The following is a 14,708-nucleotide window of genomic DNA, read 5'->3' on the forward strand; positions in this document are numbered from 1 at the left end:
GTAATGGCATCAATTAATACAAGTAATCAATTATCAACTTTTATAGTCCCAGAAAACTTAAAAATAAAAGCCGTAAGTATTTGTTTCATAGCTGCTTTTATTACAGGTGGTTTTGGAGCTATATTAGGACTAGTATCACCTCAAATTTCTAGTCATTATCATGTAAATGTATCACATATTGTCTATATTGATGTGTTGAATATATTAGGTCTCTTGATAGGTAACGCCTTAAGCTCAAAAACAATGAGCTCTTTAGGTTGCAGAAATACCTTATTAATTGCCTTGATAATAGGCCTTATCGCTCAATTTACTATAGCAGCTGGATTTCCTTTATATATCTATGCTTTGTGCGCTCTTTTAAATGGTACTTGTGTAGGCTTTTTAGTTCCTGCTGTTAGTCAGACTATTCATGCAGCATACTCTAAAAGTGGCAAAAGTGAATCGCGCCTAAATGTTCTAAATTTCTTCTTTGGCGCAGGATCTGCATTAGTACCCTTTATTGGTGGTCATATAGTTGAACACTTCTCATGGCGTGCAGTATTTATAGGCATGGGATGCTTATACTTAGTGTTATTAGTAATTATATTTTTGACTAAATTTGAAGATAAAAGTTCTATCAAAATTGATAACGTAGATAACAAGCTCGAATCATCTAAACCAAAACTTCTAAATCTTAGTGTAGTGCTGATTGCATTAGCGATAATGATTTATGTATATATCGAATATATTGTTTCATATTGGTTCTCGCCATATTTACAAGAAGCTAAGCATCTTAAAGTCACCGATGTCGGTCTTATTATCGGCTTATTTTGGGGTATTATTGCTATTTCAAGACTGATTGTAGGACTATTCATACTTACAAGAATTAAGCCTGCTGTTTATATTATGATAAGTTCATTTATTACTTTGATAGGATTTATAATATTCTTGATTGCTGATAGTCCTTATGGATTTATATTAGGTGGTGTAGTGTTAGGATTTGGATGTGCGGCGATGTTTCCTACACTTCTAGGCTATGGTATAAATAATGCTAATTACTCAAGTCCTAAAGTGTCTTCTTTCTTGATAATGTCTGGCTCAATCGGCGCTTCAATCTGCTTATTTATTTCTGGATTCTTAGGTCAACATATAGACAAACAGGTTCCTATTATACTTGGACCAATTTTATGTGTGATTATTATAGTTATAATTTTTATGGTGCATATAAGAAAGCTTACTTCTCAACAAAATAGAACGTAAAAGGTTTCTCTTGAGGTTTTATTTTATCTACTAATTGCACATTTTGGCACTTCTTATATATAACCTTATAGCCGAGTGTTTTGATATCATTATCTATATAACCATATTCACCACCACAGCCGGGGAAAACCATAACCATAGAGCCTTTAGAGCTTAATTTGTACCACTCTCTTACAAAGTTAGGATGCTTACTCATAAATGCTGTCAGATAAAGTCCATAATCCCAGCTTCCTGATGCATACTCTGGGTAAGCTAAATGATTATCTTTAATTAAATTATCGGCTACTACGGCAATACCATTGCCAATGTTATTATGCTCTATCCTATTATTTGTGAAAGTATTTATATTAAACACAATAAAATAAATCAGATTCACAATCAAACCAAACATTACTATTTTATATATAGAAATATTAGAAACTTTCAGCCTTAATAACACATATATTGCTGGAATAAATAGTGCTGTAGCACACACTAACCACTCTGTTGGTAATGTTCCATTAAACATTTCTAATAAACAAAAAATTATATATGGAACAACTCCTATATAAACTATAGCCTTTTGGTTATTGGTTAATTTAGAGTCACCTCTCACTAAATTCTTTCTAAAAGCTAAATATACAAGGATAACTATAGCAACAGCAAAATTAAGTAGCTGAAATATACTATCAAATAAGCCATTAAATATATTAAAAAGCATACCTGAATCAGGTTCCGCAACTCTAGCTGCGGCATAATGTATAGTGATAAAGTTAAGCTCATACAAAGAAACCATACCTGGTATTAGTAATACAAAACCAAATATAGCTGATAACAAGATATTCTTAGTATAATGAATCTTGTAATTAAATATTAAATACATCAGCATTGCGATTGCTACTATCGCTATTTGAAACTTAGCATAAACTGCTAAAGCAACTATTAAAGCTGTTAAGAGCCAATAGATAGCTCTATTAGAATTTACAGCTTTTATAAAGTAATAAGCACTTGCTGTCCAAAATGGCAACAATATTATATTTTGATTATATTGAAGAAAAAACTCTCCCATATAAAAAAAGCTTAATAATGATAATAGCGTAACAAAAATAGCTTCTTTATGCTCAAAATATAGCCTCATTATCTTGTATACATAGAGCCAAGTAACGACTATACAAATAGATGTTGCCAATAGATTCGCTAATAATGGCGAAAAAAGTAATACAAATGGTCTAAGGAATAGTGCTCCTAACCACGGATGCTTATCATACATTAAACTTGGATGCATACCCCACATAATATTTTCTGCAGTATCCGGAGAAATACTATAAGGAGAATGAATCAAGAGAGTTAGCCCATCCCATATCAAAAGATACAAAACGACAAAAAGAACCAGAGGAAATATTTTTTTCATTTAGAGATTTTATTTAACAAATATTTTTGTAAGAGTATACAGATGTTTTTGATACAATTTAAGGATTGATTTAACAAAAACAATATATTGATATGCTTAGTATCATACAAAGAGTAAACTGCGCAAATGTAGTAGTTGATGGTCAAAAAGTTGCTGATATAGATAAAGGTATCTTAGCACTAGTCTGTGTTGAGAAAGAAGACACCCACCAAAACTTCGAAAAAATGACTGATAAAATCATCAAGTATCGTATATTTGAAGATGATGCAGGCAAGATGAACTTATCTCTAGCAGATATTAATGGAGAGATAATTCTTGTACCACAATTTACACTTGCTGCTGATACAAAGAAAGGTAATAGACCAAGCTTTAGTAGTGGTTGTCCTCCTGAAATAGCAAAAGAAAAATTCAAAGAGTTTGTAGATATATTCAAGAATAAATATGATAAAGTCCAAACAGGAATATTTGGTGCTGATATGAAAGTGTCTTTGACAAATGATGGTCCTGTAACTTTTAGTTTCAAGATTTAGTAATTAGTAAAAATATATGACATTTATTATAGAAAATAAATGCACATTAGGGATTAGTGATTTCAAAAACAAATAGCTAGGAAATAAAATTGCTTGAACAATGTGAGTTTTTTATTTCCTGTTTGTTTTAAATTACGTTAGCGTAGTGCTAGGCAGTTTTGCATACTTTTTCTGCTATGAAAAAAGTATGTCGCTATAGCTTACAGAGTAAGCAGCGAAAAAATTAAGATTAAGGAACCTTAAAATGCAAAAAAGAATTTGTATAATTGGTGGTAATGGTGAAATGGGTCAAATGACTCAAAATATCTTTAGTAAATTCCTACCTGAGTATGCACTAACTATTTTTGATGAAAGTGATTGGCAAACCCCCAAGCAAAAACTTGCTAATCAAGACATTGTTATATTATCTGTACCAATATATTTAACTGATGAAATTATCAAAAAAACAATACCCTATCTTTCTGAAGGCACTATATTAGCTGACTATACTAGTATCAAAAAAGAACCTTTAGATAGCATGTTAGCCAACTATGATGGGCCAGTTGTAGGGCTTCACCCTATTTTTGGTCCAACAATTAGCTCTCCCGACAATCAGGTAATTGTAGTCTGTGATGGTAAACAGCAAGATAAGTATCAATACTTTATCGATGATCTAGCGAGAATTGGCTTTAGTATAGAGAACATGACTGCCGAAGAGCATGATGAAGCTATGACTTTTATCCAAGGTATTGAGCATTTTAGTGTCTACTGCCTAGGTCTATTTCTTAAGCACAAAAATGTTGATATTCAAAAAATGTTAAAACTAGCTAGCCCTGTATATAAGATGGAACTTAATATTGTTGGTAGACTATTTAGTCAAGGTCGAGGATTATATGCTGATATTATTATGTCAGATAAGCAAAGACAACAAACTATCACTGAATTTGCTGAATTTGTAAACTCTAATGCTGAGAAAGTATCTGATGGTGATAAACAAACATTTATCGAAAACTTCAAAGCAGTTAAAGAATGGATGGGAGATTTCGCTCCACAATCATATAAGAATACAGATAAACTATTACTTAAAAAGAAAGGTTATTAATCTCTTTAACTAATTTTTTACCCTTAATAGGATTAAACATTATAGAGCTTAGAGATAAGTGATCTGCCCCTGCATCTATATATTTTTTAGCATCTTCAAGAGTATAAATACCGCCTCCACCAATTATAGTAATACTATCACCAAATTCTTCTCTAGCTTTTTTGATAGCAGGCAAACTATACTCATGTAATGGATAACCTGAAACTCCACCCTTAGCTGTAGGGATAGTATTACACAAATGAAAAGTTGTAATACCTACGGCAAGATACTCTCTAATCTTAGCATTATGATCTACAGTTGGTGGCATTTTGATACTGATATTTCTACCAGCAAAGATCGGAGCTAGTTCAGCTGGAAAATCAACAATACTAGCATTAGGACAACCTATATTTATCTCAATATTCTTATGATTGGCAAACTTTGGTAACTTTAAAGTCTCTGCAAAACTATGCCAGTCTGACATCTCTAATGCCGCCAAAGATATAATATCTTGCGACCTTTTCGGTGGCTTTGCATTTGCCAACCCAGGATTACGCAAACCAATCTTATTACGCCAAGCATTTTTATCTATTTTACGGATAGTTTTGAGAGCTTGTTTAATAAGTCCCCAGCGTCTATTAACTGTAAAAGAACCATAAACATTAGAGGTTTCGGTAAATTTAAGATATTTACCAAATGGTGGCGAGATTATTATTCTTTTAAGATCTTGATTTTGCATCTTAACACTCAAATTCTTTTAGCTTCTCAACAATATCATCTGCACGTAGAAGAGGTCTACCTACGATAATGTAGTCAACACCTAGCTCTTTAGCTTTTTTAGGTGTCAAAGCATTAAAGTGATCATCACTTAAGTCACTTTCAAGTCTCACACCTGGTACATACAATTTGATTTTATCCCCAAATTTTGCTCTAACATCTGCAACTAAATGTGGATGACATATAAAGTTTTCCACACCTAAATCCACACATCTCTGAAATTTTGCTAGACTATCTGCCTTATCAAAATTAGCATCACTACTAAGAGTAATCACAGCTAATGGTATTGCTTGAGTATCTGCTGTAAGTGCTGCCTTGACCATTTCATCACTAGCAGTACCGTGAAATGTGAAGTATTTAAAATTTGGGATAGCTTTTGAGTAGTTTTCTATTGCGGTTTTAACTGTATTAGGAATATCGTGTAATTTAAAATCCAAAAAGATATCTTTATCGCCAACTAATTGATGAATTTCTTTAAATGATAGAGTTGAACATAAAATATGACCAATTTTAACACAGTCAACATACTTTGAAACAGAGGCTGTTTTCTCTAAATCTGATTTAGAGATACCATCTGCTGAGAACATTATTTTCATTAAGTTTCTCAAATGATTAATCGATGTTGAAACTATATATTAGTTTAATTTACGGTGATAGTAAACCATATTTTAACTTTGTTATTTCAACATATATCCAATCATGACAATTGAATATGAAAGCTTATAGTAAATTAGGTTTTCATATTTTTTATTTTGATACTATCTATTTTTTTTATCTCTAGAAATCAACTTACTTTTCATAAAATCCTTAAAATTATGTATTATTAGATTATATAGATGATTATTTTTATCTATGTATCTCATTACAGAAGCATAAAAGGTAGGTTTATTATGGCTTTAAAAGTAGTTATTTCTCATAAAACTCAATATAAGTACGATAAGAAAATTTCATTATCTCCTCATATAATAAGATTAAGACCAGCTCCGCATAGCAGAACACCGATAGAATCTTACTCGCTTAAAATTAAGCCAAATAGCCATTTTATTAATTGGCAACAAGACCCTTTTGGAAACTATCTAGCAAGATTAGTCTTTCCTGAACGAACTGATGAATTTAGTATTGATGTTGAGATTATTGCTGACATGATTACCATTAATCCTTTTGATTTCTTTGTTGAAGAAGGAGCAAAGGACTACCCTTTCCAGTACAAAAAAGATTTGAAAAAAGAGTTAGCACCATATCTAGAGTTAGAAGATGATTCAAAAGAATTAAGAGACTTTGTTGCATCAGTAGATAAGTCTAAGAAACCTATAATAGACTTCTTAGTGGAAATAAATCAAAAAATATACGACACTCTTGATTATACTATCCGCCTTGAGCCAGGTGTACAAACACCCAAAGAAACACTTGATAAGAAGCTAGGTAGCTGTCGAGACTTCTCTTGGTTATTTGTACAAGTTCTAAGGCATCTTGGACTTGCAGCAAGATTTGTATCTGGCTATTTAGTACAACTAAAAGCTGATGTTGATTCATTAGATGGACCTAATGGCCCAGAAGAAGATTTTACAGACTTACATGCTTGGACTGAAGTTTATGTACCTGGAGCAGGCTGGATTGGTCTAGACTCTACTAGTGGGCTTTTTGCTGGAGAAGGCCATATCCCTCTAGCTTGTACACCTCACTACAATAGTGCTCACGCTATCGAGGGGGCAACTGATGTCTGTGAAACAGAGTTCTTCTACGAGAACAAGGTCACAAGAATATTTGAGTCTCCAAGGGTTACCAAACCATATACAGAAAGCCAATGGCAAGATATTTACAATTTAGGCTTCAAAGTTGATAGGGACCTGGTTGAAAATGATGTGCGATTAACAATGGGAGGTGAGCCAACTTTCGTATCTATAGATGATATGGAATCAGCGCAATGGAATACAGAAGCGGATGGCCCACACAAAAGAGAGCTGGCGAATAAACTATCTAGAAAACTATTATCATCTACAACCAACGGTGGATTATTACATCATGCTCAAGGTAAATGGTACCCAGGAGAACCTCTTCCAAGATGGCAAACTACTGTTTATTGGCGAAAAGATGGCAATCCAGTATGGAAAAATCCTGAACTATTGGCAGATATGAGCAAATCATATCCATATAAAACTGCTGATGCTAAAAAATTTCTATCTACACTATCTTTGATTTTGGGAGTTAGCGATCAAAATATCATAGCTGCTTATGAAGATCCTATCTACTACATAATGAAAGAAGCTGAGCTTCCTGTAGATGTCGACCCAATGAAATATAATCTCAAAGATCCTTTAGAAAGACGTACTATAGCTGAGAAGTTGAGTTTTGGATTAGATGAAGAAGTTGGTTATGCCTTACCCTTAGATTTTGGTAAAACAAAATGGATAAGCTCCAAATGGGAGTTTAGAAGAGGAAATATGTTTTTATTAGCAGGTAATTCTCCGCTTGGCTTTAGACTTCCTTTAGACTCATTAATTCTTAAGCCACATGTCGAGATTGAAAAATCTGTCGAAACAGATTTATTTGCATCATACCCTAACCTTGGCGACTATATAACGCCAGTTGAGCAAAGAGCAAAAGAGATTAATTCAAATACGACACCTCATAACACTTATAGTGCATTTGTAAGAACTGCTATTTCTACAGAAATTAGAAATAATAAGCTATGTATATTCTTACCACCGATAAATGATACTGAAGCATTCTTAGATCTGATAGCCTCTATAGAAGCAACTGCTAAGAAACTAAATATGGCAGTTATTATAGAGGGTTATGAGCCACCTCAAGATAATAGAACAGATAGAATAAAAGTAACTCCAGATCCAGGTGTAATAGAAGTAAACATCCAACCAGCACACTCATGGAAAGAGCTAAGTGATAATATACTTAGCTTATATGAAGATGCTAGACAGTGTAGACTTGGCACTGAGAAATTTGCAATTGATGGCAAACACACTGGTACTGGTGGTGGTAACCATGTCACTCTAGGAGCTGCTAAGCCAAGTGATTCACCACTTTTAAGAAGACCTAATTTGCTTAGAAGTTTGATAACATTTTGGCAACATCACCCCGGTTTATCATACTTATTTAGTGGTGCTTTTATTGGTCCTACTTCTCAAGCACCAAGAGTTGATGAAGGCAGATTAGAAAATCTATACGAATTAGAAATAGCCTTCTCACAGATACCTGATGATGACTCAAATGTACCATTCTGGTTAGTCGATAGATTGTTTAGACATATGCTGACTGATATTACTGGTAACACACACAGAAGTGAGTTTTGTATCGACAAACTTTACTCGCCAGATAGTAGCTCTGGCAGATTAGGTATTTTAGAGCTTAGAGCCTTTGATATGCCTCCTCACTCTCAGATGGCACTATTACAAATGCTATTGGTAAGAGCATTGGTATCTTGTTTTTGGAAAAAACCATATAAACACGACTTAGTACGCTGGGGGACAAGACTACATGATAAGTTCTTATTAGAGCATTATGTAAAAGAAGATATTAGAGAAGTTGTACAGTTCCTAAATGATGAAGGCTATGAGTTCAAACTTGAGTGGTTTGATCCATTCTTTGAGTTTAGATTCCCTCTATATGGCATGACTACTATCAATAATATGCACTGCGAGATAAGAGCTGCGATAGAACCATGGCATGTATTAGGTGAAGAATCTAGCTCTCAAGGAACTGCAAGATATGTTGACTCTTCTGTAGAGAGATTACAGCTGAAAATCCAAAACTTTAACGATGAAAGATATGCTGTAACATGTAATGGTGTACAAATCCCATTATCAAAAACAAATATTGAAGGCGAATATGTTAGTGGTGTTCGATACAAAGCATGGCAGCCGTGGTCAGCATTACATCCAACTATTGGTGTTGATACTCCATTAACTTTTGATATCGTTGATAAATGGAATAATAGATCTATAGGTGGCTTTAACTACTTTGTTTCCCATCCGGGTGGCAGAAGTTATGAGACATTCCCTGTTAACTCATACGAAGCGGAATCACGTAGAATTAACAGATACTGGGATTTCAATCATTCTCAAGGCGATCTTGTTGAAAATGATCCTGTTGTATCAGCTACTGGCAATACTACCTATAATAATGAAACCAATAGAGTTATTGTAGATAAAAAAGGTAGTTCTAAACAGTTTAACTACCATAAAATGCCTAAAAACAAAGAATATCCATTTACTTTAGACTTAAGACAAAAATGGATAAAAAATAACTAATATCTTAAAGTTTTTTCTTTTAAATTATTCAAGTCAACTTATTGAACTACTTTAATACTTTGCAAACCATTTGCTAATAGTTCTAGATAGCTTGGATCTTGAGGGATACCTTTAATATTTTGTTTTTTCACAAGCTCACTAAGCTTTGTAGTTAAGTCTTTATCTTTATTAATTTCGCTGATGTTTTGACTTATTGCCGGATAGAGTTGTTCATCAACTTTTTTAATCTTATCTCGATATATAGACAAACAATCTGAGCTTTGTTGCTCAAGCTGTTGCTGAGTTGCATTTTTTGCATAATAATCTTCTATTTGCTTAGATAAATCCATTTGTAATTGGATAAAGATCAGAAATGAGTTAGATTCTAAATGATTCTTTTTTGCTAAAGCTTGAGCATTTTGTAGTACTCTAAGCTCTTGATCTGCATCATATAAAGGACTATTAAGCTTATGCTTACATATTCCGACACCTTGCATCAAAGAAGCTCTTTCGAGCAAAAGATTAAGAGGCTTTTCAACCGAAGCGTAAGAGGCTCCTACCATAACAGCAAGGAGCGCTATTATTTTGAGTAATTTAGTCATATTTAAACCTTATTTTATTTAAGTTTTGCACAATTATAGCAACTTAACCTTACAAAACTTTAACTCTTAAATAACCATATTGTGATTTATAATGATGAGTATAGATATCTTTTACAGCAAATTCTAAGGAGTGTAAGATATGTTAAAAAAATCTTTATCGGTACTATCCGCTTTAGCATTATCATCTTGTAGCATAGTTGGAATTAATAATACTCCTCAAGCTGAATATACAAATATTAAGACAGATGATAATTTCTCTGTTAGAGTTTATGCTCCTCTTACTGAAGCTCAAGTAACTGTCGAAGACTCTGACTATAAGTCTGCTGTCAACAAAGGTTTTGGCTACTTGTTTAGATACATAACTGGTGCAAACATTGCTAAACAAGATATACAAATGACTGCTCCTGTCAAAATAGAACAATCTTCACAAAAAATTCAGATGACAGCTCCAGTAATGATAGCTGGAGACGATAAATCATGGACTATAGCTTTTGTACTACCGGCTCAATATACTCTACAAAATGCTCCAAAACCAACTAGTGATAAAATCAAATTGGTTGAGAAACCTGAAACTAAAATGGCGGTAGTTACATTTAGTGGTTTCCTAGACAAAGACTCTATAGATAGCAATACGACTAAACTTAAAACATGGATAAAAGCCAACAGCTACGAGATAGACGGTCAACCTGAGGCAGCTGGGTATAATCCGCCATGGACAATACCATTCTTACGTACTAATGAAGTTATGATACCGATAAAATAATACTAAGCTTAGAAAATATCTACATTCTCAAGCAAATATTCTGCAAGAATACGTCTCTTATCTTGTTTTGATGTTTGTAAAAAATAACAATACAACTTAACATCTTCTTGAGCCTCATCCATCTTAATTTCTATCAGCTCTCCAGAATTAACCTCTTGTCTAACTAAAGGATCAATTGACCAAATAATTCCCAGTCCGTGCTTGGCTGCATTTTTTAACTCATCTGTTGAGCTAGATAAATAATCATAGTTCAGATTTACAGCTGATTTACCAAACTGCCAACCTTTGGGGTGAGTGAGGGTATTTATTAAAGTATTATGATGAGACAGGTCTGATAAAGATCTAGGGATTCCTTTTTTCTCAAGATATCTAGGTGATGCATACAATTTACGCTTAAACGAACAAAAAACATATTTAACCAGTCTAGGGTCAGCAACATCTATAGAACTTATGGAGACATCACATGTACCTTCTAATACTGTAAGTGGGGAATTAATATTATGTATATTGAGCTTTACTTGATCATATTTTGATAAAAAATTAGCAAAATGCTCAATAAAAAAAGCCACATTAAGTCCTGCTGTTATTGAGACTGCTATCTCACCTCTTGGCTGTATATTTCTATTCTCAATATCATTTTGTGCATCTTCGACACGCTTTACAATATCTTGTGCGTAGTCAAGAAATGCTTCTCCTTTGGCTGTTAACTCTACTTTTCTTGTAGTACGTATAAAAAGTGATGATGATAACCATTCTTCAAGAAAATTAATCTGTTTACTAACTTTTGCCAATCCAAAACCTTGTTTTCTAGCTGCTACCGTAAAACTACGATTCTTAGCTACTAGAATGAAACTTTTCATGCAATCAAACCTATCCACACTATTTCCAATTTGGAAATACATAATTATTATTTTATATGTTTTTCAAAGATAATTTTAGTGTGAAAATATATATTAGAAATTTTTTATAAAAATCTGCGATATATAGGAAATTACATTATGAAGAACTACTCCAAATCATTCCTAAGAATAACTCTAATAATACTCATAACTGTCATGAATACAAGCTGTGTCTCGATTGATGATACTGAGTATGAAAATGGATACTACATTACAGAACTTAATTATAATTTTGACAAAGTCTATCAGATGACAATCAATAGTATCAAGACAGGTATTACTTATAATGAGAATGGTCATCCTTACCATTTAGTAGAAAATAGCCAAACTAATGACAAAGCAACTATAGTAGCTATAGATAATAATGACCCTAGTGATCGACTAAAAATAATTATCTACAGAATCTCAAAAAATGTCACAAAGATTATGATCAAATATGATAGTAACGGAGACTCTATTAGATCTTCAGCTCTGCTAAATACTCTTAAAGAAGGGTTAGCCGTATAACAAATAATAATTCTTCATAAGATTTGCACTTCAAGCTGCTGTAATTCAATCAAAATTAAGTAAAAGAGTTTTACGATGAAAATATCTAAACTAATGGCTGCTGTAATAATATTATTTATTATTATTTTTCTTATATGTATTTTTCTATACTTTGATGCTAGCTTCGAGAGAGATGCTTATTTATATGCCAATTTTACCAGAGTAAATAGTGTAGAAAATGGACAGGTTCAGAAGATATACATCAAAAAAGGATCATATGTAAATAAAGGTGATACATTATTTGAGCTAGACTGTAGATACATAACAAAAGAGCTCAATATACTACAATCACAAGAAAAGAAAATAACTCTAGAACTTAAAGATGTTGTTATAAAAATAAAACTTGCTGAAAAGCAAAGAGATTTAGCCAGAGAAAGCCTAGTTGTTGAGAAAAGAAATTTTGAGAGATATAAACGTCTAATAAGAGACGGTGCCGTATCTGATCAGCAAAAAGACTTAGCTGAAAAGAACTTAATATCTAGTGAGTCTCAATTTGTCAAAGCGTGTCAGAATGTAGATAACCTAAAAATCAGACAAAATGATCTTCTATCTGATGAGAAAATAACTCAATCAAAGATTGATCAAAAAAAGTACTCTTTGAGTAGATGTTCTATCAAAGCTACAACAAATGGATATATTTCAAACTTTATATTACAAAAAGGCGATTTCATTAATAAAGGGGAAGATTTATTTTCTATCGTTGATACTCATAAATGGTATGTTGTGGCAAACGTCAAAGAAAGTAATATTAGATACTTATCTGTTGGCCAGACTGTCAGTATGACTACAAGCCTAACAGGATTTAAGAAATATACAGGTAGAATAGTTGATATCGAAAAAGGAATCACAAGACCGGAATATGACAATTTCTCAGCTCTCTACCATATTGAAAGAAATATAGACTGGGTTAGATTGGATTATAGATTTCCTGTACTCATAGAAGTTTTATCTAAAGATACAAAAGAGTTTAGACTTGGTGGAGATGTCCATGTATGGTTCTAAATTCTATGATATCAAAAAAGAAGAATCTCTAGAAATACTGCTAATATCTATAGTAATTTCTATATGTGGTGTAGTAGCAATTATCATTAATGATGCTCTAAATTTTGATTATCCTTTTTGGGCTGCTACAGCTGCCATCGTAATATTCTCAACAGGATCCTCTCTTACTATCTATAAGTCGTGGAGAAGAGTTGTTGCTACAATTATTGGCTCTATTATAGGTTTATACTTAAGTATACTTTTTGTTGAATTTTCATTTGTAGGCATACTTATTATTTTTCTAATAGGAGCTATATTCTTATTTTTTTCAAAAATCTATCCTCAAGAGGGCTATTTTCTACTGTTCATTGGTTTACATATATCTTTTATCGGGGCTGGTTGTATCGTAGAGCCTACCAATGCTTTTTATTTGACAGAGTATAGAATACTCACCAATATTGTTGGTGTTTTATGCGCCTTAATATTTGTACTTATATTACCCATTAAAAAAGGAAAAAGCTTCTCACCAGCAACCCCATTATCAGATCAAGACGCTCTATTAAATACTACTAGAATATTTATTGCAATGAGTTTGGCTGTGCTGTTTTGGATGTTTGTAAATGTCCCCGGTGGCTCAATCAATATGATTATAACTATCGTAATTATATCCGGAGTTGAAATAAATAAAACTGTCCTTGTATTTCATCGAAGATTCTTTGGATGTTTACTAGGAGTATCATGCGGTATTGCTTGTATTGTAATATCAAGCTATTTACCAATTGTTATATTTCCATTATTTATACTTTTCTCAACAATCTTTACGTACTTTGCATTACAACATCCATTGTATGGATATGCTTATGAGCAAGCAAATAGAGCATTTATGATAGTCTGTTTCCCAACAAAACTTGAGTTTTTTAGTTTCTCTGATGGTGCATATAGAGCTTTAGGAATCTTTATCGCACTATTTATACTATTGTTGATTGAAGTTGGAGAAAGAGTTCTTAACATAATATCTGAGTCACTGGGCGATTATATTATTAGACAAATATTGGTATAAAAATCAGTAACTATAAGTTAATTAGCCAGCAGACTTTTCGCCTCAGATATCAAAACATGATTTCAACAAAGCTTTAACTTTATCTATTCCAAGCTTATTCATTAAGTCGATATTCCTTTGAGGAATATCATCAGGATTTGGATAGTTTGCTATTGCTCTCTCAAGAGACTCTTCTCGAATCAAGTGCAACATCGGATAAGGCGAACGATTTGTATAATTCTCAACATCATCTAAGTCTACCCCTTCAAACTGATAATCAGGATGAAAACTTGCTATCTGATAAACTCCTTCTAATGACAGATCTATCAAAAGATTATCTGTATCATACAGAAAGTCATTGTAGTCGTAGAAGTCTTGTAAAATATACGGATGAATAACTAGAGTTGTCTCAATATTCATGTCACTCTCTAATAGCTCAAGTTCTGCTTGTACTTCTGCTAATAATTGCTCTGTATTTATTGCTTGTGAGACAAAATAACGAACTCTATTTTTAACAACTTCACGTTTAGCGAATGGACAAAGATTCATTTCGACAACAAATGTCTTGACCCAGTTTTGTGTAGCAGTAATTATTTGCTGTTTATCCATGTTCAATGTCTATAATAAGATTTACTTAC

14 protein-coding genes are annotated in these 14,708 nt (G+C 32.8%); 8 read left to right on the forward strand and 6 right to left on the reverse strand.

Annotated features, from left to right (window positions below):
- The first annotated feature begins 3 nt into the window (after positions 1-3).
- Entirely contained in the window at positions 4-1,239 is a 1,236-nt protein-coding gene (locus F0R75_RS08695; protein WP_149369006.1) for an MFS transporter, read from the forward strand.
- Here F0R75_RS08695 and F0R75_RS08700 read toward each other — a convergent pair.
- Positions 1,214-2,629, reverse strand: coding sequence for a glycosyltransferase family 39 protein (locus F0R75_RS08700; protein WP_149377284.1), 1,416 nt, complete (start codon positions 2,627-2,629; stop codon positions 1,214-1,216). The two genes, F0R75_RS08695 and F0R75_RS08700, sit on opposite strands and share 26 nt — an antisense overlap.
- 92 nt (positions 2,630-2,721) lie before the next feature.
- Between F0R75_RS08700 and dtd the strand changes: the two genes are divergently transcribed.
- Together dtd and tyrA are read left to right on the forward strand one after the other, a co-directional pair.
- The gene (dtd, locus tag F0R75_RS08705) at positions 2,722-3,159 is read left to right on the forward strand and encodes a D-aminoacyl-tRNA deacylase (protein WP_149369004.1); all 438 of its coding nucleotides are present in this window, start codon (positions 2,722-2,724) and stop codon (positions 3,157-3,159) included.
- A gap of 244 nt (positions 3,160-3,403) precedes the next feature.
- On the forward strand, positions 3,404-4,240 hold the full coding sequence (gene tyrA / locus F0R75_RS08710) for a bifunctional chorismate mutase/prephenate dehydrogenase (protein ID WP_149377285.1): 837 nt from the start codon (positions 3,404-3,406) through the stop codon (positions 4,238-4,240).
- Here the strand turns inward: tyrA and F0R75_RS08715 are convergent.
- Entirely contained in the window at positions 4,221-4,958 is a 738-nt protein-coding gene (locus F0R75_RS08715) for a diguanylate cyclase (RefSeq protein WP_149369002.1), read from the reverse strand. The two genes, tyrA and F0R75_RS08715, sit on opposite strands and share 20 nt — an antisense overlap.
- 1 nt (position 4,959) lies before the next feature.
- Positions 4,960-5,592, reverse strand: a complete 633-nt coding sequence (pyrF, locus tag F0R75_RS08720) for an orotidine-5'-phosphate decarboxylase (RefSeq protein WP_187985986.1) — start codon at positions 5,590-5,592, stop codon at positions 4,960-4,962.
- A 294-nt stretch (positions 5,593-5,886) separates the two neighbouring features.
- Here pyrF and F0R75_RS08725 point away from each other — a divergent pair, with 294 nt between their 5' ends.
- Positions 5,887-9,261 carry a transglutaminase family protein gene (locus F0R75_RS08725; RefSeq protein ID WP_149369000.1) on the forward strand — a complete coding sequence of 1,125 codons (3,375 nt, stop codon included), beginning with the start codon at positions 5,887-5,889 and terminating at the stop codon, positions 9,259-9,261.
- Between the two features lie 38 nt (positions 9,262-9,299).
- Here F0R75_RS08725 and F0R75_RS08730 read toward each other — a convergent pair whose 3' ends face one another.
- On the reverse strand, positions 9,300-9,842 hold the full coding sequence (locus F0R75_RS08730) for a chorismate mutase (protein WP_149368999.1): 543 nt from the start codon (positions 9,840-9,842) through the stop codon (positions 9,300-9,302).
- 139 nt (positions 9,843-9,981) lie between these two features.
- On the opposite strand from F0R75_RS08730, the gene F0R75_RS08735 reads away from it, so the two are divergent.
- Complete coding sequence (locus F0R75_RS08735) at positions 9,982-10,605, forward strand: SOUL family heme-binding protein (protein WP_149368998.1); 624 nt, start codon at positions 9,982-9,984, stop codon at positions 10,603-10,605.
- Positions 10,606-10,613: 8 nt separating this feature from the next.
- Here the strand turns inward: F0R75_RS08735 and F0R75_RS08740 are convergent, their stop codons facing one another.
- Positions 10,614-11,483: a LysR family transcriptional regulator gene (locus tag F0R75_RS08740; protein ID WP_149368997.1), complete on the reverse strand. Its 870-nt coding sequence runs from the start codon at positions 11,481-11,483 to the stop codon at positions 10,614-10,616.
- A gap of 120 nt (positions 11,484-11,603) precedes the next feature.
- On the opposite strand from F0R75_RS08740, the gene F0R75_RS08745 reads away from it, so the two are divergent.
- The 3 genes from F0R75_RS08745 to F0R75_RS08755 all read left to right on the forward strand — a co-directional run bounded on the left by F0R75_RS08745 (position 11,604) and on the right by F0R75_RS08755 (position 14,091).
- The gene (locus tag F0R75_RS08745) at positions 11,604-12,011 is read left to right on the forward strand and encodes a DUF3568 family protein (protein ID WP_149368996.1); all 408 of its coding nucleotides are present in this window, start codon (positions 11,604-11,606) and stop codon (positions 12,009-12,011) included.
- Between the two features lie 75 nt (positions 12,012-12,086).
- Positions 12,087-13,052: an HlyD family secretion protein gene (locus F0R75_RS08750; RefSeq protein WP_149368995.1), complete on the forward strand. Its 966-nt coding sequence runs from the start codon at positions 12,087-12,089 to the stop codon at positions 13,050-13,052.
- On the forward strand, positions 13,039-14,091 hold the full coding sequence (locus F0R75_RS08755) for an FUSC family protein (RefSeq protein ID WP_187985985.1): 1,053 nt from the start codon (positions 13,039-13,041) through the stop codon (positions 14,089-14,091). The genes F0R75_RS08750 and F0R75_RS08755 overlap by 14 nt, the downstream gene beginning before the upstream one ends.
- A gap of 42 nt (positions 14,092-14,133) precedes the next feature.
- On the opposite strand, the gene F0R75_RS08760 is transcribed toward F0R75_RS08755, so the two are convergent.
- Positions 14,134-14,679, reverse strand: coding sequence for a DUF1415 domain-containing protein (locus F0R75_RS08760; RefSeq protein WP_149368994.1), 546 nt, complete (start codon positions 14,677-14,679; stop codon positions 14,134-14,136).
- Positions 14,680-14,708 lie beyond the last annotated feature (29 nt).

This window comes from Francisella marina, from assembly GCF_008369785.1.
Taxonomy (GTDB): domain Bacteria; phylum Pseudomonadota; class Gammaproteobacteria; order Francisellales; family Francisellaceae; genus Francisella; species Francisella salimarina.